22 protein-coding genes are annotated in these 24,155 nt (G+C 72.4%); 19 read left to right on the top strand and 3 right to left on the bottom strand.

Annotation, left to right across the window (positions count from 1 at the left end; genetic code table 11):
* The first annotated feature begins 32 nt into the window (after window positions 1–32).
* The 10 genes from ACGF5C_RS21665 to ACGF5C_RS21620 all read left to right on the top strand — a co-directional run bounded on the left by ACGF5C_RS21665 (window position 33) and on the right by ACGF5C_RS21620 (window position 10,590).
* A complete protein-coding gene (locus ACGF5C_RS21665) occupies window positions 33–1,355 on the top strand; it encodes a hypothetical protein (protein ID WP_393304169.1) in 1,323 nt (440 codons plus the stop codon).
* Entirely contained in the window at window positions 1,352–1,651 is a 300-nt protein-coding gene (locus ACGF5C_RS21660; protein WP_393304167.1) for a YciI family protein, read from the top strand. The genes ACGF5C_RS21665 and ACGF5C_RS21660 overlap by 4 nt, the downstream gene beginning before the upstream one ends.
* Window positions 1,651–3,228 carry a hypothetical protein gene (locus ACGF5C_RS21655; protein ID WP_393304165.1) on the top strand — a complete coding sequence of 526 codons (1,578 nt, stop codon included), beginning with the start codon at window positions 1,651–1,653 and terminating at the stop codon, window positions 3,226–3,228. Before ACGF5C_RS21660 ends, ACGF5C_RS21655 begins: the two co-directional genes overlap by 1 nt.
* 179 nt (window positions 3,229–3,407) lie before the next feature.
* A complete protein-coding gene (locus ACGF5C_RS21650) occupies window positions 3,408–3,785 on the top strand; it encodes an SCP2 sterol-binding domain-containing protein (RefSeq protein WP_393304163.1) in 378 nt (125 codons plus the stop codon).
* The gene (locus ACGF5C_RS21645) at window positions 3,782–5,842 is read left to right on the top strand and encodes a glycogen debranching N-terminal domain-containing protein (protein WP_393304161.1); all 2,061 of its coding nucleotides are present in this window, start codon (window positions 3,782–3,784) and stop codon (window positions 5,840–5,842) included. The genes ACGF5C_RS21650 and ACGF5C_RS21645 overlap by 4 nt, the downstream gene beginning before the upstream one ends.
* Before the next feature lie 317 nt (window positions 5,843–6,159).
* Entirely contained in the window at window positions 6,160–6,729 is a 570-nt protein-coding gene (locus tag ACGF5C_RS21640) for a TetR/AcrR family transcriptional regulator (RefSeq protein ID WP_393304159.1), read from the top strand.
* Between the two features lie 10 nt (window positions 6,730–6,739).
* Window positions 6,740–7,096: a hypothetical protein gene (locus tag ACGF5C_RS21635; protein ID WP_393304157.1), complete on the top strand. Its 357-nt coding sequence runs from the start codon at window positions 6,740–6,742 to the stop codon at window positions 7,094–7,096.
* A 90-nt stretch (window positions 7,097–7,186) separates the two neighbouring features.
* Window positions 7,187–8,170 (top strand): ABC transporter ATP-binding protein, encoded by a 984-nt coding sequence (locus ACGF5C_RS21630; protein ID WP_393304314.1) that lies wholly within the window; start codon window positions 7,187–7,189, stop codon window positions 8,168–8,170.
* Window positions 8,167–8,961 (top strand): ABC transporter permease, encoded by a 795-nt coding sequence (locus ACGF5C_RS21625; RefSeq protein ID WP_393304155.1) that lies wholly within the window; start codon window positions 8,167–8,169, stop codon window positions 8,959–8,961. The genes ACGF5C_RS21630 and ACGF5C_RS21625 overlap by 4 nt, the downstream gene beginning before the upstream one ends.
* 231 nt (window positions 8,962–9,192) lie before the next feature.
* Window positions 9,193–10,590, top strand: coding sequence for a hypothetical protein (locus ACGF5C_RS21620; RefSeq protein ID WP_393304153.1), 1,398 nt, complete (start codon window positions 9,193–9,195; stop codon window positions 10,588–10,590).
* Window positions 10,591–10,706: 116 nt separating this feature from the next.
* Here ACGF5C_RS21620 and ACGF5C_RS21615 read toward each other — a convergent pair whose 3' ends face one another.
* The 3 genes from ACGF5C_RS21615 to ACGF5C_RS21605 form a co-directional block, all read right to left on the bottom strand.
* Window positions 10,707–11,237 (bottom strand): SRPBCC family protein, encoded by a 531-nt coding sequence (locus ACGF5C_RS21615; protein ID WP_393304151.1) that lies wholly within the window; start codon window positions 11,235–11,237, stop codon window positions 10,707–10,709.
* A gap of 93 nt (window positions 11,238–11,330) precedes the next feature.
* Window positions 11,331–12,581: an N-acetylmuramoyl-L-alanine amidase gene (locus tag ACGF5C_RS21610; RefSeq protein ID WP_393304149.1), complete on the bottom strand. Its 1,251-nt coding sequence runs from the start codon at window positions 12,579–12,581 to the stop codon at window positions 11,331–11,333.
* A 332-nt stretch (window positions 12,582–12,913) separates the two neighbouring features.
* The gene (locus ACGF5C_RS21605) at window positions 12,914–13,894 is read right to left on the bottom strand and encodes a DMT family transporter (protein WP_393304147.1); all 981 of its coding nucleotides are present in this window, start codon (window positions 13,892–13,894) and stop codon (window positions 12,914–12,916) included.
* Window positions 13,895–13,919: 25 nt separating this feature from the next.
* On the opposite strand from ACGF5C_RS21605, the gene ACGF5C_RS21600 reads away from it, so the two are divergent.
* The 9 genes from ACGF5C_RS21600 to ACGF5C_RS21560 all read left to right on the top strand — a co-directional run bounded on the left by ACGF5C_RS21600 (window position 13,920) and on the right by ACGF5C_RS21560 (window position 24,018).
* A complete protein-coding gene (locus ACGF5C_RS21600; protein WP_393304145.1) occupies window positions 13,920–15,326 on the top strand; it encodes a PLP-dependent aminotransferase family protein in 1,407 nt (468 codons plus the stop codon).
* Between the two features lie 336 nt (window positions 15,327–15,662).
* Window positions 15,663–16,370 carry a GntR family transcriptional regulator gene (locus ACGF5C_RS21595; RefSeq protein ID WP_393304143.1) on the top strand — a complete coding sequence of 236 codons (708 nt, stop codon included), beginning with the start codon at window positions 15,663–15,665 and terminating at the stop codon, window positions 16,368–16,370.
* Window positions 16,371–16,555: 185 nt separating this feature from the next.
* Window positions 16,556–17,419, top strand: coding sequence for a dihydrodipicolinate synthase family protein (locus tag ACGF5C_RS21590; RefSeq protein WP_393304141.1), 864 nt, complete (start codon window positions 16,556–16,558; stop codon window positions 17,417–17,419).
* Window positions 17,419–18,420, top strand: a complete 1,002-nt coding sequence (locus ACGF5C_RS21585; protein WP_393304139.1) for a proline racemase family protein — start codon at window positions 17,419–17,421, stop codon at window positions 18,418–18,420. The genes ACGF5C_RS21590 and ACGF5C_RS21585 overlap by 1 nt, the downstream gene beginning before the upstream one ends.
* Window positions 18,417–19,850, top strand: coding sequence for an aldehyde dehydrogenase family protein (locus ACGF5C_RS21580; protein WP_393304137.1), 1,434 nt, complete (start codon window positions 18,417–18,419; stop codon window positions 19,848–19,850). Before ACGF5C_RS21585 ends, ACGF5C_RS21580 begins: the two co-directional genes overlap by 4 nt.
* Complete coding sequence (locus tag ACGF5C_RS21575; protein WP_393304135.1) at window positions 19,847–21,259, top strand: aminopeptidase P family protein; 1,413 nt, start codon at window positions 19,847–19,849, stop codon at window positions 21,257–21,259. Before ACGF5C_RS21580 ends, ACGF5C_RS21575 begins: the two co-directional genes overlap by 4 nt.
* A complete protein-coding gene (locus ACGF5C_RS21570) occupies window positions 21,256–22,401 on the top strand; it encodes an NAD(P)/FAD-dependent oxidoreductase (RefSeq protein WP_393304133.1) in 1,146 nt (381 codons plus the stop codon). Before ACGF5C_RS21575 ends, ACGF5C_RS21570 begins: the two co-directional genes overlap by 4 nt.
* Window positions 22,388–22,636, top strand: a complete 249-nt coding sequence (locus ACGF5C_RS21565; RefSeq protein WP_393304131.1) for a (2Fe-2S)-binding protein — start codon at window positions 22,388–22,390, stop codon at window positions 22,634–22,636. Before ACGF5C_RS21570 ends, ACGF5C_RS21565 begins: the two co-directional genes overlap by 14 nt.
* Window positions 22,633–24,018, top strand: a complete 1,386-nt coding sequence (locus ACGF5C_RS21560; protein WP_393304129.1) for an NAD(P)/FAD-dependent oxidoreductase — start codon at window positions 22,633–22,635, stop codon at window positions 24,016–24,018. Before ACGF5C_RS21565 ends, ACGF5C_RS21560 begins: the two co-directional genes overlap by 4 nt.
* Window positions 24,019–24,155: the final 137 nt, after the last annotated feature.

Here is a 24,155-nt window from a genome sequence, read left to right as displayed (position 1 = left end):
CCCGAGACCGGCGACGACGTGGAGGTGGCAAGGTGATCGGCATCATCGGTCCGGAGGACTCGATCCGGCTCGTGCAGGAGGTCGCCGCGGGCGAGGGCCGCGCCACGGACCTGACGGCCCGCACGTACACCCGGCCGGAACAGGCCCTCGAGCTGGCCCGCGAACTCGACGAGCTGTGCCAGGTGCTGCTCTTCACCGGGCGCATCCCGTACGCGTTCGCCGCCGCCGCCGGCGACCTGCGCGCCGAGATCGACTACATGCCGCACGCCGGCATCGACCTCTACCGGACACTGTCGCGGATGCTGCTGGCGACTGGGGGACGGCTGCCCACGGTGAGCGTGGACACCATCGAAGCCGACATCGTCCGCGAGACGTACCACGACATCGACCTGACCCCGCCGACCGAGATCCTGCCCATCGCGGACTCCTCCGGCCTGCTCTTCTCCGGCCTCGACGAGATCACCGCCTTCCACCGCGAGCGGTACGCCTCCGGCGCGGTCGAGGCGTGCCTGACCTGCCTCGGCGCGGTGCACCGCGACCTGGCCGACAGCGGGGTGCCGGTCTGGCGGGTGGAACACACCCGCGCCTCCGTGCGGGACGCCCTGCGCCGGGCGTGGCTCGCCGCGGAGGTACGACAGTCCCGCGCCACCCAGATCGCGGTGATGATGATCGAGCTGACCGAGCCCGCCAGCCGCCAGCAGGACCCGTACCAGATGGAACGGGAGCGGCTGCGGCTGCGCGAGGCGTTGCTCGAACACGCCGAGCGGATGCGGGGCAGGCTGGGCACGATCGACGACCGGACGCTGCTCATCACGACGACCCGCGGCACCGTCGAGAGCGCCATCGCCCGGCACCGGGCCGGCCACGCCTCCCTGCTGACCCTCCGTGGTGTCGACGTCGAGCACACGGTCGGCTTCGGTGCCGGCACCACCATCGCCGCCGCCGAGGACAACGCCCGCAAGGCGCTGGCACTCGGCCGCGGCAGTGGGGACACCCACGTCGTCTTCCCCGACGGGCAGATCTACTCCAGCCGGGAGAGCCCGGTGAAGCAACGGCTCCGCGAGACCGCGCCCGAGGTCCTGCGGATCTCCGAACAGCTCCGCCTGGGGCCGCTGTCGACCCGCCGGTTGCTGGACGCGCTGCACCAGATGGACCCGAACCAGGTGACCGCGCGGGCCCTGGCCGACGCCTACGGGGTGGAGGCGCGCTCGGCGCGCCGACTGCTCAAGTCGCTGCGGGCCGCCGGCTTCGCCGAGGAGGTCGGCGTGCACGTCAGCACCGGCGCGGGCCGGCCGCAGACGGTCTACCGGGTGGCGATGCGGCGGCTGCTCGAGGCCATCGGCGGTGAGGCGTGAGGTTCGAACCGACCTTCCTGGTCACGGCCACCTTCGCCGCGGACGCCGTCACCCGCCGGGAACCGCACCGGCAGGCCCACCTCGCCCACGTCGAGGCCCTGCTCGCCGACGGCACCGCCCTGCTCGCCGGGGCCCGGGCCGACCTCGGCGCCTCCGTCCTCGTCCTGCGGGCCGCCGACGCCACCGCCGCCCGCAGCCGTATCGAACAGGATCCGTACTGGCAGCACCGGGTGTGGACCGGCATCGAGGTGGTCGACTACCTCGCGGCCACCCCGCAGTCCCTCGGGAGGTCATGATGTCGCAGTACCGCCAGATCGCCGGTGTCCGGGTGCGGGGCACCGCATCCGCGCCGTACGCGGCCCGGCTGTTGGGCGAGGCGTGGGGAGAGACTCCCGAGGGGGTGCCGGTCCGCTTCGAGGCCGACCCGGCGCGGCCCGAGGGCGGCTACCGGATCGAGGTGCCCGAGCAGGGCGAGATCCGGCTCAGCGGCGACCCCTTCGCCGGCCTGGTCTACGCCGCGCGGGAGCTGCTCGCCCTGGCCACCCCGGCCGGCGTGCCGGTGGGCGTCCGGGAGGGTGCGCCTCGGCTGCCGCTGCGCAACCTGTGGACCTGGGACCACTCCACCAACTGGGACCTTCGGCAGCTCGGCCAGCAGGAGATCGGCGCGCTGAACCCGTACGCCAAGCCCGTCGACGCGTTCGGCGCCGACTACCGGCGGCTGGTCGACTTCTGCAGCCGGGAGCGGATCGGCGGCATCGTGGTGTACGGGCTGCTGCGCGACGCCCACGGCGGCGTCGAGGCGGCCCGCGAGCTGTGCGAGTACGCCAACGCCCGAGGCGTACGGATCATCGCCGGGATCGGCGTCAACGCCTACGGCGGCATCTACTTCGACGGCCGGCACCGCTACAACCTCGCCACCTGGCTGCGTCAGCGCCCCGACCTGGCCGCCGAACTGCCGAAGAAGGTCGGGTTCGACATCGACGACTTCGGCGACCTGCACTTCCCGGCCAGCGAGTACATGATGGCCGCCTGCCCGTCCCAGCCCGACAACCTGGCGTGGCACCGGGAGGCGGTCGACTGGCTGCTGGACACCCTCCCCGTCGGCGGCGTCAACTTCGAGACCGGCGACTACGGCAGCTGCGCCTGCGCCAGGTGCGCGGCCCGCACCGGCGGCGAGCGCACCTCCTGGTCGTACGAGGCCATGCGGTCGGTCTACCCGACCCTGCTCGAGACCGCCCGCCGCACCGGGCCGGCGGGAGTGCCGCTGCGGCACCTCGTCGAGGTCTACTGGGACAACATCTTCGACCTGGAGGCCCAGAAGCCGCTGGCCGACCTGCCCGACGACGTGGCCTACCAGTACTGCGTCAACCGGGGCTTCTGGCACGACAACCGGGACCGGCTCACCGCCGACCACGTCGCCGGGCTCCCGCACACCACCAACGTGCTGCGCACCCACGCCGGCTCCCAGTGGAACCGGCAGCGGCACTCCTGGGTGCCCGACCTGTACGCCGACATGGCGACCCGGGCCGCCGGGGCGGGCATGCGCGGCCTGACGATCTTCGCCGAGGCGTCGGCGTACCATCCGACCAACGAGATCAGCTACCTGGCGTACGCCCGCTTCACCTGGAACCCCGACCTGGCCTGGGCGGACTTCTGGCGCGCGGAGGTGGCGCCGCGGTTCGGCGGCGCGGCCGAGGCCGAGGCGTTCCGCGCCGGCGCGGCCGTGCTGGACGACCCCACGGCGGCGGCGGACGCCCTCGGCGCGGTCCGCGGCGACGCCCTGGCGATGGTCGCCGCCACCAGCGGTGACGTGCAGCGCCGGTGGCTGTGGCTGGCCGAGCGGGCGGCCCGCCACGCGCACTCCGCCGGCTGACCCGCCGGACCCCGCCCGGAAGCAGCGGTCGGCCGGGTAACCGGCCACCGCCGCCCGGCGGGTACGCCGCCCGGACCGGCGCCGGCGACTTCACCTGTTTCGGGTGACGACCCCTCACCCCGCGGCGTTCCAGGCTGTACGAACAGTGCGGCCCGTGGGGATGTCGGAAGGAGGCGCCGATGGGGGACCCGACTGCCGACTTTCTCGGCCGGCTGAGCCAGCGCCCGGCCTCGCCGATCACGATGAAGGCCCGGGGCACGATCCGGCTGGACGTCGAACGCGATGCGGGGACCGATGTCTGGTTTGTCATGCTCCGCGACGGCGCAATCCAGGTGTCGCGCCAGGACCGGCAGCCGGACCTGGTGATCCGCGGCCACCATACGCTCTTCGACCGGCTGGCCCAGGGTCGGGCACAGCTCCTTGCGGCGCTGATGCGCAACGAGATCACCGTCGAGGGCGACCTGGCGCTCCTGCCGGCGTTCGAGCGGCTGCTCCCCGGCCCCGAGGGCGCCCACCATCCGCGCGACTTCGCCCGTGCAGGAGGACAGGGATCATGAGCGAGCGAGGCGTCAGCATCCTGGACGGCAACACGTTCGTCGTCAGCGACGAGCGTGGCGACCTCCACCCGTCGCCGGTCTTTCCCACCGGGCTCTTCTCGTTCGATACACGGTTCCTGTCGACCTGGGTGCTGACCGTCGACGGCGAACCGCTCAACGCCCTGTCCCGGGACGACCTGCAGTACTTCGAAACCCGCTACTTCCTCGTACCCGGCCAGCCGACCCACTACGTCGACGCGAAGGTCTCGGTCATCCGGCAGCAGCAGATCTGCCGGGAGTTCAGCGAACAGTTGACGGTACTCAACCACGACACCGAGGAACACCACCTCACGGTGCGGGTGGAGATGGCCACCGACTTCGCCGACCTGTTCGAGATCAAGGACGTACGACGGAAGACCGGTAAGGCTGCGACGAGTGTCGAGGACGGTCATCTGCGGTTCCGCTACGAACGAGGCACCTTCTCGCGTGAGACGATCATTTCGAGCACGGCGCCGGCGCGGGTCGACGAGACAGGGATGACCTTCGACATCCGGATCGCACCGCGTGGCAGGTGGAGCACCGAACTGCATGTCTACCCGATCGTCCGCGGCGCGCGGGGCCTTGACATCCGGGCCAGCCTGGACGCCCACCGCGGACGGGAGAAGCCGCAGCTGCGGCAGGACCTCGAAGACTTTCTCGTCCAGACACCACAGTTGGTGTGCGACCACCGGGCCCTGCAGACGGCGTACGAGCGCAGCCTCACCGACCTGGCGGCCATGCGGTACTCACCGCTCGCCTTCCCCAGGCGGTTGCCGGCCGCTGGGCTGCCCTGGTTCATGACCATCTTCGGCCGGGACAGCATCTTCATCAGCCTGCAAACACTGCCGTTCGTGCCGGAACTCGCCTCGACGGTGCTGTGCGACCTCGCTTTCCAGCAGGGCAGCAAGCTGGACGACTTCCGTGACGAGGAACCCGGAAAGATCGCGCACGAGTTCCGCTACGGGGAGTCGGCGGCGTTCGAGGAGCAGCCGCACAGCCCTTACTACGGATCGGCGGACTCCACCCCGCTGTACGTGATCCTGCTCGACGAGTACGAGCAATGGACCGGGGACGCCAGCCTGGTGCGACAGTTGGAGTTCGAGGCTCGCGCGGCGCTGCACTGGATCGACGAGTACGGCGACATCCTGGGCAACGGTTACATATCGTACCAGCGGCGGAACACCGTAAACGGCCTGGAGAACCAGTGCTGGAAGGACTCCTGGGACGCCGTCTCCTACCGCGATGGCCGGCTGCCCGGACTGCCACGCGCGACCTGTGAGCTGCAGGGGTACGCCTACGACGCGAAGCTGCGCGGCGCCCGTCTGGCCCGGCACTTCTGGAACGACCCCGCCTACGCCGACCGGCTGGAAGACGAGGCGGCCGACCTCAAGCGCCGTTTCAACCGCGACTTCTGGATCGAAGAGGGGGAGTACTACGCGCTCGCCCTCGACACCGACGGCAAGCCGGTCGACGCCATGTCGTCCAACATGGGCCACCTGCTCTGGAGCGGCATCGTCGAACCGGACCGGGGCCAGAAGATCGCCCAGCACCTGCTCGGGCCGAGCATGTTCTCCGGCTGGGGCGTCCGCACCCTGGCCGACAGCGCGGCGCGGTACAACCCGGTCGGCTACCACGTCGGCACGGTCTGGCCGTTCGACAATTCGATCATCGCCTGGGGGCTGTGGCGCTATGGCTTCCGGAAGGAGGCCGGCCAGATCGCCGAGGGCATCATCGACGCGTCGCAGTACTTCGGCGGGCGGTTGCCCGAAGCGTTCGCCGGCTACGAGCGGTCCCTGACCAAGTACCCGGTCGAGTACCCCACCGCCTGCAGTCCGCAGGGCTGGTCGGCCGGCGCGACCCTGCTGTTCCTCCGTACGATGCTCGGCCTCAATCCGCACGAGGACCACCTCGCGGTCGACCCCGCCCTGCCGGCCGCGATCGGCCGGATCGAACTGCTCGACATTCCGGGCCGCTGGGGGCACGTCGACGCGTTCGGCCGCAGCAGGGCCGACAGCCGGCGTCGCGCCAGGGCTCGGTAGGGACGGAACAGGGCCTCCTCAGGCGGCAAGAACCAGGCCGGAGTGGCACACCGTGCGGGAAGGCGTTCAGGAGGGTGGTAGCCCCCCTGGTTACTCGGCCGGGTCCGCGCTGGCGTGGACCCGGCCGGCCCTGCCTACGCGGCTGAGCCCGCGGGAGCGGGACATACGACACCACATGACCCAAGGGCCCTACGAATGCCGCGAATGGCCGCCGAGCGGGCCAAGATGGCCCTGATCTTCTCGACGTCGCTCTGCGGCGCGAATTTAGGAACGATTGTTCTTGACTGGTCGTTCCTAAACCCGCTACTGTCACTGCCATGGGGAGACCACGCGGGTTCGACGAGGATCAGGCTGTTCAGGCGGCGATAGGGGTGTTCGCGGAACAGGGGTACGACGGCACGTCCATCGACGACCTGGTGGCCAGCCTCGGCGTCCATCGCAACAGCCTGTACAAGACCTTCGGCAGCAAGAGCGGGCTCTACACGAGGGCGCTGCGCTGGCACGTGGAGCACCAGGTGCGACCACTCGTCGCCGCCGTCGCGGCAACTGGCGACATCGCCGAGGCGATGCGTCGCGTACTCGCCACCGACGCGGCGACACCCGGCTTCGACCTGCTCCTGAGGGCCGCGGTCGAGCGCGCCCCGGTCGATTCCGAGGTCGCCGAAGTGGTCGCCGAGTGCCTGCGGGAGATGGATGAGGCCCTCGGTCGCGTCCTGATCGCCGAACATCCGGGCGCCGACGGAACCGCTCGCGTCACGGCACTGACCACCGCGCTGACCGCCACCGTGCTGGGTCTGCGCCTGCGGGCCAGGGCCGGCGCGTCCGATACACAAACCACCGACGCCGGCCGGGCAATGGCCGGCCAGCTCAGCCGGCACGAGATCTGAGGAGAGAGACATGGCACGTGTTTACGTCGACGGCGAGGCCCTCGTCGTGGAGATCGAAGGCTTGGACAAGCTCTGGGCACTGAAGAGCCGGCTCACCATCCCGCTGGTCAACGTCAGGGGCGCGACCGCCGACCCGGGGATCGTCAAGGAGCCGAAGGGGCTGCGAGCGCCAGGAGCCCACCTCCCCGGGGTCATCGTCGCGGGCACCTTCCACCTCGACGGCGAGCGGGTGTTCTGGGACGTCCGCGATCCAGCGAAGGCCGTCGTCATCGAACTGACCGACGAACGCTACAACCGCCTCGTCGTCCAGGTCAGTGACCCCCGCGCCACGGTCCGGCTCATCGAAGAGGCCACCCGGACGCCCTGACCGGTCCGTCCGTCGCTTCCCGGCCGGTGGCCACTTCGGTGGCCGCCGGTCCCTTATTCAACCCACCTCGAATGGCGATGCCGCATGCCCATGATCCGAAAGCTGGTACCCGGTGACCACGACAAACCGCTCACCGGCATCACGAAGACGTCCGACGGCGTGCGGGTGCAGGTGCGCAACCTCACCAAGCGGTTCGGGGCCGTCCCGGCGGTCACCGACCTGAGCTTCACCGTGGAGCCCGGGCGGGTCACCGGTTTCCTCGGCCCGAACGGCGCCGGGAAGTCGACCACCCTGCGAATGATCCTGGGATTGGTTCGCCCCACCTCTGGCGACGCGCTCATCGGTGGCCGACGGTACGTCGAACTGCCGCAGCCGGCTCGTACCGTCGGCGCGGCCCTGGACGCGTCAAGCTGTCATCCCGGAATCAGCGCCCGGGACCACCTGCGGATCTACTGCGACATGGCCGGGCTGCCGGTACGACGCGCGGACGAGGTCATCGAGGCTCTGGACATGCCCGGGTTCGCGGGCCGGAAGACCGGCGGATTCTCCACGGGTATGCGCCAGCGGCTCGCCCTCGCCACGGCCCTACTCGGCAACGCTCCCGTGCTGCTTCTGGACGAGCCGACCAACGGGCTCGACCCCGGGGGGATCGCCTGGCTACGCCGGTTCCTACGCCAGCTCGCCGACGAGGGGCGCACCGTCCTGGTCTCCAGCCACGTGCTCAGCGAGGTGGAACAGATGGTGGACGGCGTAATCGTGCTCAGCGGCGGGCGCCTGATGGCCGAGGGCACCCTCGACGAACTCGCTGCGGTGACCGTTCCCGCCGTCGTGGTCCAGTCTCCTGACGCCGACCTCCTCGCCGCGCGACTGGCCGATGTCGGGACGACCGACGGTCGCCCGCCCCGGATCGAGAACACCGGTCCGGGCGCCCTCCGAGTCCATGGCCTCAGCGCCGAACGGGTGGCAGACACCGCGGCGGGCGCGGGCCTGCGGGTGTACGGACTGACCCCGTGCCGCACCGACCTGGAGCAGGCATTTCTGCAGTTGACCGGGGAGAAGAGGACCACCAGATGAGCCACCTCGTCCGAGCCGAGTTCCGCCGGCTCTTCGCCACCCGCCTCTGGATCTGGGCGGTGGCCGCCGCGGTCGTCATCGGGGGCGGCCTGGTCGGGCTGCTCACCGTCATCGGTCCCGAGAACGTCAATCCGCCACTGCCTGGACTGGACACCGAGGCCGGCATCCGCGCGGTACTCGGCCTCGCCGGGCTCGGCGTGATCGTCCCTGCGCTGTTCGGCGCGACGGCGGTCACCTCCGAGTACCGGCACCGGACCATATCGGCCACGTTTCTGTTCGCACCCCGACGCTGGAGCGTGCTGGCCGCGAAACTCCTCGTCTACCTCGTCGCCGGGGTGGCCTATGGGCTGATCACCACGATCGCGGCCGGCATCGCGCTCTACGCCGGGATGGCGGTCCGGGACATCCCCGCCGGCGCACCACTCGATGTCGTCGTCAGTCTGCTGCTGCGCCTGGTCGTGGCGATGGCGGCCTACACCGTACTGGGCGTGGGCATCGGCGCGCTGGTCCGAAACCAGGTGCTCGCGTTGGCCGGCTTGGGCGCGTACCTCTACATGGGCGAGAACCTGCTGCTCTTCGTTCCCGGGGTGAACATGGCTTACCCGTTCCTGCCCGGCGGTGCCACCGCCGCGCTGACCAACTTCACCGCGCTCACCCAGGTGGCGGACGACACGACCGGAGCCGCACCGCAACTCCTCTCCCCGCAGGCCGGCGCCGGGCTGCTGATCGCCTACGCGCTCGCCGCCGCGCTACTGGCTGTCGTCCTGCCCCTCCGCAGGGACGTCACCTGACCGGGGCGGACCACCGGACGAGCACAAGGCGTGCGCCGGGTCGGCACCCCCGGGCTTCCCCGGTCAGGTGGGCCGGCGCACGCCCAGCTGGTCCAGCCAGCCGTCGACGTCGAACCCTGCGCCGCTCTCGGTCTGCCGTCGGCAGGCGCCGGCCTTGTACCGTCTGGGTCTGTCGCCGCCGTGGAGCCAGCACCGGCGGTATCAAGGACCGACGTCAGCCAAGGAGGGGTGGTGCGGAGTTTCGCCCGTACGTTCGTCGGCAACCTCGTGCTCTTCACCGTCTTCGGGGTGGCGGGGCCGATCCTGCTCGTCTGCGGCGCCCTGGGCGTCACCGATGCCGGCGAGGGCGAACGGGGTGTCCCGTTGGCCTTCCTCCTCGCCGGGCTGGGGTTCACCCTCGCGATCCCCGTCAGCGCCTTCCTCTTCACCCGCAGGCACCACCCGGTCATCACCGACCGCGACCGCGTGTCCACGGCGTACCAGTGGGACGACGAGACCTTCGCCATGTGGACCCCCCGCGCCCGGATCCCCGTCCAGGGCGGCCGGCTGGCAACGGCCGAGGTACGCGAGGCGGCACTCGTGTCGTACGGCGAGGACTGGGAGGCGACGTACCAGTCCTACGGCGACCTCGACCCCGACGAGCCGAAGCCGCGCATCCGGCTCAGGCTGCGTGTCCACCCTGACGGCGGCGAGCCGTTCGAGTCGACGCACACGTGGCGGGTGCCGTCCCTGTGTCTGGCGGCCGTCACCGCGGGGCGACTCGTCGCCGTCGTCCATCCCGACATCCCCGAGGAGTTCGGCATCGACTGGCCGCGCAGCGCCCTGCTGTCGGGCGCCAGGACGTGCAGGCTGCTCGGCCTCGACGGCCGGCACGTCGAGCTGACCGGTCGCCCGGATCTCCTCCTGGAGCTGTGGCGGGCCACCGGGACCGGGACCGCGGGCCGGATCACCATGGACGGTGACACGATCGACCTGCGTCGCGTCGAGCCCGCTGTGGCGACGCAGCTCCAGAGCCTGGTCGAGCGGGCCGCCGGCGGGTGGCCGGTGCCCGAGCCGGTGCCGGACGGGCAGGCCAGGTGGGTGGTCGACCGTCTGCCCGCGCAGGAAGGGGCGTTCGGCGGCGTGGACCGCCGGTGGGCCCGCCACGGCGGGCACCTCGTCCGTGGCCGGTTCCTGGAACTGCGGGGCACGAAGACCTTCCAGTACGCCGGCCCGGTGCTGGAGACCGTCCTGCGCGTCTTCCCCGCCGACGGCACCGCCCCGATCGACCTCGGGAAGAAACTGACGGTGCCGATGACCTACCTCGCGCTGCTGCACCGCACGAAGCAGCTCGTCGTGCTGGTCGGCCCCGACCGCCGGTCGTACGAGATCGACTGGCCGCGCACCGCCCTCGCCGTCGGGGCGAGCCCGGCCGTCGTGATCGGACCCGACGGTCGCCGGTTCGACCTGACCGGCCGGTTCGACGCCCTGCTGGCGATCATGCGGCTGCTCGTGGCCAACCGGGTGAGTGTCTCCGGCAACGTCCTGGATCTCCGGGACCGCCGCCCCTCCGCCGTGGCGGCGCAGGTCATGGACATGGTCCATACGCATCCCGACCGGAATTCGCACCTGGACTTCCCGGTGCCGTAGAGCGGGGCCGCACTCGCTGCGCCACCGGTGCGGCCCGCCCACCACCGCGGCGGTGTCGCTCGCCGTCGCCGGAGGCTCGAAACCTGGTGGTCGCCGAGCAGCCGCGCCGTCGGTGGTCAGCGCGGCTGCTCGGCGAGGCCCCGGATGCCCTGCAACGTGGCGGTCATGGCGTCCCGCAGGGTGGCCCGTCGGTGTTCGATGATCTGTTCCTCGTTCTCGGGGGACCGGTCGATGACCAGGCTCACCCCGCTGCGGCCGGGGCCGATCCGTACGGACTGGACCAGCCGGCAGCCGTCACCCTCGGGAGCGAGTCGAAACTGCCAGGCGGCGGCCGGGCGCCGCAGGTCGACGGGGCCGCCGCCGAAGCGGTTGTCCGGGTCGAGCACCACCCAGCCGAAGACCTGCTGCTCGTCGAACCGCACGACGTGCGAGATGGTCCGCCACTCGCCCAGCGCGGGATGGTGGTTGTGCCCCTCGAACCGTGCGCCGAGCGCCGGCCCCCGGATGCCGTCCAGCCATCGGACCCGGCGCAGCTCCGTACTGAACCGCGTGGGCAGCTCGATGTCGGTGACGAGCTCCCACACCCGAGCCGGATCGGCCGCCAGGTGCAGGTCGCACTCCACCGTCGGGCCATCGACGTAGCGCACGGCACCCCTCCTTGTGTCCTTCGGCCCTTCAGATCCTCTCACCGCGTTCACCGTCGGCGAGGGGCCGCTCCGCGTGGGTCCGGTGCAGGGAGGTCAGCACCGTGGCACGTTGGGGATGAAGCCGTCGTGGCCGGTCAGGACGTAGGCGTCCGAGACGTACCTGTTGGTGCCGATCCGGTTCCAGACGTTGGTGGTGCCGTAGGTGCCGGTGACGGTGGTGCCGACGGCCTGGCAGTAGATGCTGACCGTCGCGCCGTCGGCGACGGATCCGACTATGCCGTAGCCGGCGCCGGGCCCCGAGCGGACGTTGAGTCCGGCCCCTCCGGTGTTCACGGTGCCGGAGCCGATGCCGGTCTTCCCGTTCACCAGCTCCATGTAGTAGGTCCAGTTCCAGTGCGGGCCCGGGTCGGTGTGGGTGGCCCCCGGCACCTCGTTGTGGCCGATGATGTGCGCCCGGTCCTTGGGGATGCCGTACTTGTTGGCCAGGTTGCGGGTCAGCGCCGCGGACGCCCGGTACATCGCGTCGGTGAACCAGGCGGGGTTGTCGACGTAGCCCTCGTGTTCGATGCCGATGGACTGGGTGTTGTAGGTCCAGTTGCCGGCGTGCCAGGCGATGTCCTTCTCGCGCACGGACTGGGTGACCGCCCCGTCGGACGAGCGGAACGTGTAGTGCGCGCTGGCCTGGGCGGCCGGGTTCTGGAACCAGCTGATCGATCCGGCGTAGCTGCCCTGCGTGACGTGGATGACGACGTACCTGACGGGGTGGCTGCCGGGCCGGCTGGCCACGGTGTAGTTGCTGGGGCTGGCCGACGCCCACGCGGCCGGCCCGTAGTCGGTGCTGAGGGTTCCGGTCCCGCCCGCCGCCTGGGCGAGCACGCCCCGCTGCGGCGCGACCGGACGGCCGGGAACGGCCAGCGCTTCGGACTGTCCCGTCTCGAAGCCGGTTCGGAGCAGGTCGTAGACGGTGTCGGCGTAGAGCCGGGCGACCGCCGGGGTGCTTGCCCCGCCGTAGCGCGCGACCGGGCCGTACCACGCGTTGATGTCCTGGCGCTCGACGGCGGTCAGGCCGGCCTGGTCGGCGTAGGAGCGCAGGACGGCGGCGGCCCCGGCGACGTTCGCGGTCGGATCGGCGCGCAGCGTGTCACGGTCGAGCCGGGTCAGCCGGGCCGCCTCGTCCAAGGTGTGCAGGTTCGGGTTGCTGACCAGGTGCATGAGGCCGTAACCGCCCGCCGCGCTCGGTCTGCCGCCGTGCCCGTCGAGGCGCGTCTCGGCGTGGCCGAGGGCGAGGAGCAGATCGCGGGGAACGTCGTACCGTCGTGCGGCGGTGTCGAACGCGGTGGCCAACCGACTTGACGCGGCCGAGCCCCGTTCCGGGGCGGCCGATGCCGGCGGAGCCGCCAGGACTGACTCACCGGACAGGACCAGAGCCGCGGCGAGCATGGCGCTGAGTAGGCCACGCGTACGCCGTGAGGCGCGTCGAGCAGTCATCTTCCACCCCTCAGTGCATCGATTTGTGATAGATGGAGTTCGATGGATGGCCCGTAACATACCTCGCGGTCGACGGTGGTGTAAACGGTTTGCGGTGCCAGGCTCTCGGTACGGTGGAATCCTTCACCGGCGACGCGGCCGGCCTGGCGCGCCGCCCTGCCCGGCGCGCCAGGCGGCGCCGGTACGCATCAGGACGGATCCGGCGACCGGTGGGCTGCCGACGCCACGACGGGTCTCGCGCCGGAGCGGCCCGGCTCGCCCGGCGGCGAAGAAGCCGCGGTTCGTGTTCCGGTGCGGGAGCGCTGGGTCAGGACGACGCAGGCGAGCACCACGAACGCCGCGGCGACCGAGGCCGGGGCGACGGCCTCGTCGACCAGCAGCGCCGACCAGGTCAGAGTGAGGACGGGCTGGGCGAGCTGGATCTGTCCGACCTGCGCGATGCCTCCGCGGGCGAGGCCCGCGTACCAGGCGAAGAAGCCCAGGAACATGGAGACCGCGGTGAGGTAACCGAACCCTGCCCAGGCGACGGCGCCGGCGTGCGGTCGGTGGATCGTGGTGGCCACGGCCGTGACGGGCAGGGTGACGGGCAGCGACAGCAGCAGTGCCCAGCAGATCGTGCGGGCGCCGCCCAGCTGGCGGGCGAGCACACCGCCCTCGGCGTATCCCAGGCCGCACAGCGCGACCGCCGCGAGCAGGTACAGATCCGCGAGGGACAGGGCGCCGCTGACCGCGCCGCTGACGATGAGGAAGGCCAGGACCGCCAGCAGCCCGCCGATGCTCGCGACCCAGAACAGCGGCGGCGGACGCTCTCCGGCGCGCAGCACCGCGAACATCGCGGTCATTGCCGGCAGCACGGCGACGACGACCGCGCCGTGCGCGGAGGTCTGCGTCGTCAGGGCCAGCGAGGTGAACAACGGAAAGCCGACGACGACACCGAGCGCGACGATCGACAGGCGCCGCCACTGACCTCGGCTGGGCCGCGGCGCGCCGGTGGATCTCAGGTACGCCCATGCCAGCAGCGCCGCGCCGACGGCCCGGCCGAAGGCGACGAACCAGGGGTCCAGCTCCTGCACGGCGACGCGGGTCATGGGCAGCGACATGCTGAAGGCCAGCACGCCCAGCGCTCCGAGGGCGAGCCCGACGGTGCGATCCGCTGTTACCGTGGTCACGGCAGTAGCGCTACTCTTGTCCTTCATGGGCAACGGTAACGCAGCCGAGCGTGTCATCCAAGATCTGCGCGCGCTCGTCGCCCGGGCCGACCCGGGGGACCGGCTGCCGTCGGTACGCGAGCTGACCGCGCGGCACCAGGCCTCTCCGGTGACGGTCACCGAGGCGATCCGTCAGCTCACCAGGCAGGGACTGGTCGAGGCACGATCAGGGCGGGGCACGTTCGTGGCCGCCGCGCCCACGCGGCAGCCCGGGTCGGACCTGTCCTGGCAGACCGTGGCGCTCGGCCCTCGCCCACCCGGCGAGGAGGACATGCAGGCGTTACTGGCGCTACCACCCTCGGATGCGATACCGCTGTCCGGCGGCTACCTGGTCCCGGATCTCCAACCGGCAGCCGCGCTCGGTGCCGCGCTGGCCCGAGCCGCCCGACAGCCCGCGTCGTGGCAACGCGGCCCGGCCGAGGGCCGCGAGGACCTGCGCGCCTGGTTCGCCCGCGAGGCCGGAGGCGGGCTGAGCGCCGGCGACATGGTGATCTGCCCGGGCGGGCAGGCCGCGCTGTCCTCCGCGCTCCGCGCGCTCGCCGCCCCCGGTGACACCCTGCTCGTCGAGTCGCCGACCTACCTGGGCGCGCTGGCCACGGCCCGCGCCGGCGGACTGCGGGTGGTGCCCGTCCCCGCCGACGCCGACGGCGTACGACCCGACCAACTGGCCGCCGCGTTCACCCGCACCGGCGCGCGGTTGTTCTACTGCCAGCCGCTGTCCGCCAACCCCACCGGCGCGACCCTGGCGGCCCACCGCCGCGCCGAGGTCTCCGCCGCCGTACGCGACGCCGGGGCGTTCCTGATCGAGGACGACTACGCCCGGGACCTCGCCATCGACGGCGAGGCCACACCTCCACTGGCCGCCGACGACCCCGACGGACACGTCGTCTACCTGCGCTCCCTGACCAAGTCCGCCGCGCCCGGGCTCCGCGTCGCGGCGATCGGCGCCCGTGGCCCGGCCGGCGCCCGCCTGCGGGCAGGCCGGCTGCTCGACGACTTCTTCGTGGCCGGCCCCCTGCAGCAGGCCACGATCGAGTTCGTCACCTCCCCGGCGTGGGCGCGTCACCACCGCACCGTGCGCGCCGCGTTGCAGGCGCGGCGCGCGGCACTGCTGGCCGCGCTGCGGCGGCACCTGCCCCCACTCGCCCCGTCGGTGGTTCCGCGGGGCGGCCTGCACCTGTGGGCCCGCCTGCCCGACGGCACCGACGACGTCGCGCTGGCCGCCGCCGCGGCCCACGAGGGCGTAGTGGTCTTCCCCGGACGGCCGTGGTACGCCGCCGAACCCCCGGCACCGCACCTGCGCCTCACCTACGCGGCCGCGCCACCCGACCTCATGGACGAGGCCGTCCGCAGGCTCTCCCGTGCGCTGGCGACCCGGACGGCGCCTTCCTGACGCGTCCCGGCCGACGATCCCGTTCCCCGGCTGTGCGCAACACGTGGGACAGGCTGGGAGTTCGGCGGAGGACATCGCCGTGTCGGCGAGCCGCGGCGTCGACCTCGGTCGTCCGGTGGCCGTGGGGTCGACCGGTAAGCTCCATGCCCAGCGCGTACGGTCGACCGGAGGCTTGGACCGTTGGATCCGGGGTTGCGGTGCCGTGACGGTGGATGTGCGCGGCGCCCCGGCGGACCTGCGGGACGACGAAGGCAACGCTGGCGCAGGGGTGGACCGCGACCGGGACGACGGTGCCGGCGGTGCTGAGGGTGGCTGACGAGCCGGGGTGGAGTGGTCGTGGCAGGCGACTGGCAGGTGGGTGGGGCCGGTGGCTCCGGAGCGGGACTGGCGCTGGTGGCGCTCCAGGGGCGGCAGAGCCTCCGCGAGGAGGTGGCGCAGGCTCTCCGCGCCGCGATCGTGGCGGGCCAGATCAAGCCGGACACGATCTATTCGGCACCGACCCTCGCGACCCAGTTCGGGGTCTCTCCGACACCGGTCCGAGAGGCGATCCTCGATCTGGCCAAGGAGGGCCTGATCACGATCGTCAAGAACAAGGGCTTCCGGATCAGGGCGCTCTCCGACCGCGAACTCGACGAGATCACGGAGATGCGGGAACTGCTGGAGATCCCGGTGGTGGCCGATCAGGTGGGCCGGCTCGCGCCGGAGCAGTTGGCGCACCTGCGGGCCCTGGCTGAGGCCGTGGTCGACGCGGCGAGTCGGGGTGACATCGTCGGATACATCGAGGCGGACGCCGAGTTCCACCTGACCCTGCTGCGTGCCGGCGGTAACCTGCGGCTCGTGGACACGGTGGCCGACCTGCGCAACCGCACCAGGCTGTACGGGCTCGACGCTCTGGCCGGGAGCGGTGGGCTGGTCGGCTCGGCGGAGGAGCACGTCGACCTGGTGGACCTTCTGACGGCGGAGGACCGGCAGGGGGTCGTCGACCTGATGCGGCGGCACCTGCGGCACGTGCGGGGCATCTGGGCGGCCCGCCCCGAACGGTAGGCAGCCGCCGGCTGCCGGACCACGGACCTTCGCGCGGGACGCGACCGCCGGTAGCCCGGTGCCGGTCGCCGCTGTTTCCCTTTTCCCCAAGATCCTCTCTTGGCTCCCGCGCTCGGCGCTGCTACAGTAAAATATCACATGTTACTGGAGGCATTGTGGAGCTTGTGCCCTGGCGAGGTGTCCTGGTGGCGACGGCACTGCCGTTCCGCTCACCCAACCTCGGCGTCGATGTCGACGCCTACGCAGCCCACGTCGGGTGGCTGGCCGAGAACGGTTGCCGGGGGGTCGTGCCGAACGGCTCACTCGGCGAGTACCAGGTGCTGAGTGCCGAGGAACGCGCGGCCGTGGTGCGTACCGCGGTCGAGGCCGCACCGCCCGGATTCTCGGTGATCCCCGGTGTGTCCGCCTACGGCGCGGACGAGGCGCGACGGTGGGCGGAGCAGGCGGCCGACGCGGGCTGCGACGCGGTGATGCTGCTGCCACCCAACGCCTACCGGGCGGAGGACGCGTCCGTTCTGGCGCACTACCGCGAGGTGGCGAAGGCCGGCCTGCCGATCATCGCCTACGACAACCCGCTGGACACCCGTGTCGGCCTCACCCCGGCGATGCTGGCTCGGTTGCACGACGAGGGCCTCGTCGTCGCGGTCAAGGAGTTCAGTGGCGACGTCCGTCGCGCCTACCAGATCGCCGAACTCGCCCCGGGGCTCGACGTGCTGGCCGGCGCGGACGACGTGGCCCTCGAACTGCTGGTCGCCGGCGCGGTCGGCTGGATCGGCGGCTACCAGAACGCGTTCCCGTCCAGTTGTCGACGCCTCTACGACGCGGCCGTCGCCGGGGACCTGGCGACGGCGGTGCCGTTGTACCGAACGCTGCACCCGCTGCTGCGCTGGGACTCCCGGACCGAGTTCGTCCAGGCCATCAAGCTGTCCATGGACGTGGTGGGCCGGGCGGGCGGCCCCACCCGCGAGCCCCGCCAGCCCCTGTCGCCGGAGTCGGCCGCGACCGTTCGGGAGATCACCGAGCGACTGTTCGCCGCCGGGCACCGCTGATGCGCACCAGCCGCGTCATCCATGTGGTCGACTCGCACACAGAGGGGATGCCCACCCGCGTGGTGACCGGCGGCGTTCCGGTGATCCCGGGCGACACCATGGCGCAGCGCCGGGAGTACCTGAGCGCCAATCTCGACCACCTGCGGACGTTCCTGATGTACGAGCCGCGGGGTCACGCGGCGATGTCAGGGGCCATCCTGCAGCCCTCGACCAGGCCGGACGCCGACATCGGTGTGCTCTACATCGAGGTTTCCGGCTGCCTGCCCATGTGCGGCCACGGCACGATCGGGGTGGCGACCGTCCTCGTGGAGACCGGCATGGTCGAGGTCACCGAGCCGGTGACCACCGTACGTCTGGACACGCCGGCCGGGCTGGTGGAGGCGTCCGTGGCCGTGACCGCGGGACGAGCCACCGCCGTGACCATCCGCAACGTGCCGTCGTTCGCGGTGGCGCTGGACGCCTCGGTCGACGTGCCCGGCCTGGGCCCCATCCGCTACGACCTGGCCTACGGCGGCAACTTCTACGCGATCCTCGATCTCCCCGAGCTGGGGCTGCGGCTGGACCGGACCGAGAAGCAACGGCTGCTCGACGTGGGGCTGGCCGTCATGGGCGCGATCAACGTCACCGACCCCCCGGTGCATCCCGACCGGCCGGACATATCCGGGTGCCATCACGTCTACCTGGCCGGTGCCGGGTCCGACGCCCGCCACTCCCGCCACGCCATGGTGATTCATCCGGGGTGGTTCGACCGGTCGCCCTGCGGCACCGGCACGTCCGCGCGGATGGCTCAACTGCACGCCCGGGGGCTGCTCGCCCTGGAGCAGGAGTTCGTCAACGAATCGCTGCTCGGCACCCGGTTCATCGGCCGCCTGGTCGGCGAGACGACCGTGGCCGGACGGCCGGCGGTGGTGCCGACGATCACCGGGCGGGCCTGGTTGACCGGCACGGGCCAGCATTTCCTCGACCCTGACGACCCATTTCCGGCGGGATTTTTGTTGTGACCAATGTGATCAGAAGCTGCTCGCCGCAGCGTCCGGACGACGTCCTGACCGAGCGCGCGGAGGTGTCCGCCGACGAGGTCAGGGCACGGGTGACGCGGGCGCGGGCCGCACAGGCCGGATGGCACCGCGAGGGGCCGGCGGCACGCGCGTCAGCCCTGCGTACGGCGGCCGACCGGCTGCGTGACCGGGCACCGGCGATCGCCGATCTCCTCGTCCGCGAGGTCGGCAAGCCGGTCCGTGAGGCTCGCGCCGAGGTGGACCGGGGCGCAGCGATCCTGGACTACTACGCCCAGATGTGCTTCGCCGCCACCGGTGACGTACTGGCACCGTCGTTGCCGGCCAGCCAGCCCGGCCTGCTCTACACCGAACGCCGCCCACGCGGCGTCGCCGGCCTGGTCACCCCCTGGAACTTTCCGCTGGCCATCCCACTGTGGAAGGCCGCCCCCGCGCTCGCCGCAGGCAACGCGGTGCTGATCAAACCCTCGCCCGAGGCGTTGGCGTGCGGGGAGGCCGTCGGGCACCTCTTCGACGGAGTGCTTCCAGAGGGGCTTCTCGGCGTCGTACCGGGCGGCGCGGGGACGGGCCGGGCGCTCGTCGAGGCCAGCGACGTGGTGTCGTTCACCGGATCCGCAGCGGTTGGCGCGCAGGTCGCGGTCCTCGCCGCCGGTGCCGGGACACCCGTGCAGGCGGAGATGGGCGGCCACAACGCCGCCGTGGTGCTGCCCGACGCGGACGTCGGTCACACCGCCGCGTTGCTGGCCGCTGCCGCCATGGGGTACGCCGGGCAGAAATGCACCGCCACGAGCCGGATTATCGTGGTCGGCGACGCCGCGGAGTTCACCGAGGCGTTGGTGGCGGCGGTGGCCGGCCTGCGGTTCGGCGACCCGGCCGAGGACGAGGTGACCGTCGGACCGGTGATCAACGCGGCGGCCCGCGACCGGGTGCGGGACGTCGTCGAGTCCGCGAGGGCACGCGGCGCGCGGGTCCTGACCGGGGACGTGCGCGGCCACGCCGACGGCGACGGCTTCTTCGTCGGGCCGACGCTGCTCGACCGGGTGGATCCGGCGCACCGCGTCGCGCGGGAGGAGACGTTCGGCCCGGTGGCGACCGTGTCGAGCGTGCCTGACCTGGCCACTGCCGTCGAGGTGGTCAACGGCGTCCGCTACGGACTGGTCACCTCGGTGCACGGTCGGGACGTCGAGGCGCTGCTCGCCGTCGCGGGTGGGATCGACACCGGCCTGATCCGGGTCAACGCGCCGACGACGGGAGTGGACCACTACGCCCCGTTCGGCGGCGAGAAGGCGTCGAGCTACGGCCCCCGGGAACAGGGGACGGCCGCCCTCGACTTCTACACCTCGACACGTACGGTCACCTTCGCGGCACCAGCGCGACCCGCTGCGCCGCCCCGCCTCGTCAAGGAGTCCCTTTGACACGTGCCGATCTGCGTACCGGCAGCCACGATCTTCCGGTCAGCGCCGCGCTGAACGAGTTCATGCTGACCGGCTGGGCGGACACCGAGCAGCACGACCTGCCCGCCGACGACGTGGCCGGGTGGGCCGCGGCGCGGCGGGCCCGGCTGCACGAGCTGTTCACCGGCGAGCGGCTGGTGGTCCCCGCCGGTGGTCACAAGCAGCGGTCCAACGACCAGAACTACCCGTTCCGGCCGCACTCGGCCTACACCTGGCTCACCGGCGACCAGTCCTCGGACGGGGTGCTGGTCATCGAGGCGGACGGGGACGCCACGCTGTTCCTCCGCCCCCGTTCGGACCGGACGAACGGCGAGTTCTTCCGCGACCGGGTCTACGGCGAGCTGTGGGCCGGCCGACGTCCCACGCTGGGGGAGAGCCGCCGACGGTTGGCGATACCGACCCGGCACATCGCCGAGCTGGCCCCGACGCTGGCCACCTCGGGAACCCCGACCCGGGTGCTGCGCGGCGTCGACCAGAGCGTCGACGCCCTGGTCGACGTGGCCGGGCACGGCGACGCGGAGTTCGCCTCGGTGCTGGCCGAACTCCGACTGGTCAAGGACGACTGGGAGATCGCCCAACTGGAGCAGGCCGTGGCGACCACCACCCGTGGCTTCGAGGACGTGGTCCGGGCGCTGCCGATGGCGATGCGCACGTCCGAGCGGTATCTGGAGGGCGTGTTCTGGCAGCGCGCCCGGCTGGAGGGCAACGACGTCGGCTACCAGTCGATCGTGGCGGCCGGCGCGCACGCGGCAACCCTGCACTGGACCGACAACGACGGTCCCGTCCGTGAGGGCGACCTGCTGCTGCTCGACGCCGGAGCGGAGACCCGCTCGCTGTACACCGCCGACATCACCCGGGTCCTGCCGGTGTCGGGTCGGTTCACGCCCCTGCAGCGCGACCTGTACGAGTTGTGCCGACGCGCCAACGACGCCGCGCTGGAGTGCCTGCGGCCGGGCGCGGAGTTCCGGGCGTTCCACCGGGCGGCAATGACCGTGCTGGCGTACGGGCTGGCGGACCTGGGGGTGCTGCCCTGCCCGCCCGAGCAGGCGCTGGCGGAGGACAGCGGGCTCTACCGGCGGTGGACGCTGTGCGGCTCCGGCCACATGCTCGGACTGGACGTGCACGACTGCGCCGCCGCCCGCGCCAGCAGCTACCTCGACGGCACGCTCGCGGCTGGTCACGTGCTCACCGTGGAGCCCGGCCTGTACTTCCAGCCGGACGACGAACTCATTCCGGCGGAGCTGCGGGGCCTGGGTTTCCGCATCGAGGAGGACATCCTGATCACCGCGGAGGGCTACCGGATGCTCTCCGACGGCCTGCCCCGCCACGCGAGCGACGTCGAGGCGTGGATGCACCGGATCTGTTCGTGACCACCACCACCGACGTCGTCGTCATCGGGGCGGGCATGGTCGGTGCCGCCTGCGCCTACTACGCGGCCCGCGCCGGGCTGTCCGTGACCGTCGTGGAACGTGCGGGGGTGGCCGGCGGCACCACCGGCGCCGGTGAGGGCAACATCCTGGTCTCCGACAAGCCTCCCGGACCGGAGCTGGCGTTGGCCCGACACTCGGTCGAGCTGTGGCGCGAGCTCGGGGACGCCCTGGGCGAGCACCGTATCGAGCTGGAACACAAGGGCGGCCTGGTGGTGGCCGCCTCGCCGGCGGAGCACGACGCGTTACGCGCGTTCGCCGCCGGCCAGGGGGCGGCCGGAGTCGAGACGCACGACGTGCCCGCCGGCGCGCTGCCCGACTACGAACCGCACCTGGCGAAGGATCTCACCGGTGGCGTGCACTACCCGCAGGACATGCAGGTCCAGCCGATGCTCGCCGCCGCGCACCTGCTGCGCGCCGCCGGGGCGCGCGTGCTGACCGGGACCACCGTCACCAGCCTGCTGCGCGGCGCCGACGGTGCGATCCGTGGGGTGGTGACGGACCGCGGGCCGGTGCACACCCCGGCCGTGGTCAACGCCGCCGGCGTGTGGGCCGCCGACGTGGCCGGGCTGGCCGGGGTCGGGCTGCCGATCCTGCCCCGGCGCGGCTTCGTCCTGGTCACCGCGCCGCTTCCGCCCCTGGTCCGCCACAAGGTGTACGCGGCCGGATATGTCGCCAACGTCGGGCGGGAGTCCACCGACCTGGAGGTGTCGCCGGTGGTCGAGGGGACCAGGGCCGGCACGATCCTGATCGGCTCCACCCGGGAGCGGGTGGGCTTCGACGGGACGTTCTCGCTGCGGGCGCTGCGCCAGCTCGCGGCCGGTGCGGTACGGCTCTTTCCCGTCCTCGGCTCGGTCTCGGCGATCCGCGCCTACCGCGGGTTCCGGCCGTACAGCCCCGATCACCTGCCGCTGATCGGAGCCGACTCCAGGGTCCCCGGCCTGCACCACGCGGCCGGTCACGAGGGGGCCGGGATCGGCCTCGCCCCGGCGACCGGGCACGCCGTGGCCGCACTGCTGACCGGCGGCTCCCCGCGGATCGACCTGCGACCGTTCGCCCCGGAGCGCCACGATGTTCACCTTTGACGGCCGTCCCATCCCCTCCGACGGGCAGCGGAGCATCGCCGCGGCGCTGCTCGCCGCTGGCGTCCTCGCCTGGCGGCGCAGCCGGATCGACGGCCGGCCCCGCGGCGTCTTCTGCGGCATCGGGGTGTGTTTCGACTGCCTCGTGCGGGTCAACGGGGTGCCGGCCCAGCGGGCCTGTCTGACGGTCGCCCGGCCCGGCGATGTCGTCGAAACCGACGAGGGAGAGCCGACATGAGCACCTACGACGTGGTCGTCGTCGGCGCCGGGCCGGCGGGTCTGGCCGCCGCGGCCGCCGCGGCGCAGGCCGGTTGCCGCGTGGCGGTACTCGACGCGGCGGCGCGACCGGGCGGACAGTTCTGGCGGCACCGGTCCGATGCGGGCGGCGACGGGCACCACCACTGGTCCACCTTCGTCCGGCTGCGTGCCCACCTCCACCGGGTCACCTACCGCGCCGACTCGGCCGTCTGGTTCGTCGAGGCCGACGCCACCGCCGGGGAGTCGGGTGTCGCCGTCCACACCAACTCCGAGGTGGTGCGTGGGCGGCGGCTGGTCATCGCCACCGGCGCCTATGACCGGGTGGTGCCCTTCCCCGGCTGGGACCTGCCGGGGGTGGTCACCGCCGGTGGCGCCCAGGCGCTGCTCAAGGGCCAGGATGTGGTCTTCGCCCGGCGGATCGTGGTGGCGGGCACCGGCCCGTTCCTGCTGCCGGTCGCCGCCGGCCTGGCTGCGGCAGGCGGCAGCGTCGTCGGTGTCTGCGAGGCGAACGACCCGATCGGTTACGCCCGTCAGCTCCCCGCGGTCCTCGGCGTGCCCGGCAAGATCGCCGAGGCCGGGCGTTACGGGTGGCGGATGCTGCGGCACCGGGTGCCGTACCGCCGCCGGACGGCGGTGGTGGCCGCGCACGGTACCGACCGGTTGGCGGCGGTGACGGTCGCCTCGGTCGCCGCCGACGGGTCGGTGCTGCCCGGCACCGCCGTCGAGTTGGTGTGTGACGGCCTGGCCGTGGGCTTCGGATTCACCCCCCAGATCGACCTCGGGGTCACCCTGGGCTGCGCGACCCGGCTGGACTCCGACGGGAGCCTGGTGCTGACCGTCGACGAGGCGCAGGCGACCTCGGTGCCGGGCGTCTACGCCGCTGGCGAGGTCGTCGGGGTGGGCGGCGTCGGGTTGGCGCTGGTCGAGGGTGAGCTGGCCGGCGGCGCCGTCGCGCTGTCCCTGGGACGTCCGCTGCCGTGGCCGCGGGGGCGGCACGACCGGTTGCTGCGCTCGCGGCGGCGGCTGCGTCGGTTCGCGGCGGCGATCCACGCCGTGCATCCGGTGCCGAGCGCGTGGCCGGCCTGGTGCGACGACGACACCCTCGTCTGCCGCTGCGAGGAGGTGCCCGTCGGCGCGGTGCGGCACGCGCTGCGGGAGTTGGGTGCCGGCGACGCGCGTGGTGTGAAGCTGTTGACCCGGGCCGGGATGGGCTGGTGCCAGGGGCGGGTCTGCGGCTACGCCACCGCCTGCCTGACCGCACGGGAGGCGGGCCGGGCGCCGACCCGGGCGGACCTTGCCGGGTCGGCGTCCCGTCCGCTCGCGCAGCCGGTCACCCTCGGCGACCTCGCCGCCGGCCGGTAGCCGCCACCGTCGAAGCGCGACGATCGCGCCACGTCCGGCATCCACGAGGTCGCCGACATCATCGGCGCAGCGCTGACCTGCCAGGATCCACCGGAGGCGCTGCGGTCCCGGGTCGCCTGGCTCGCCGACCGGCACCC

It is taken from the genome of Micromonospora sp. NPDC047620 (assembly GCF_043205005.1).
Lineage (GTDB): Bacteria > Actinomycetota > Actinomycetes > Mycobacteriales > Micromonosporaceae > Micromonospora.
The sequence above is the reverse complement of the archived record's forward strand: the minus strand, read 5'-3'. Positions and strand labels throughout refer to the sequence as shown.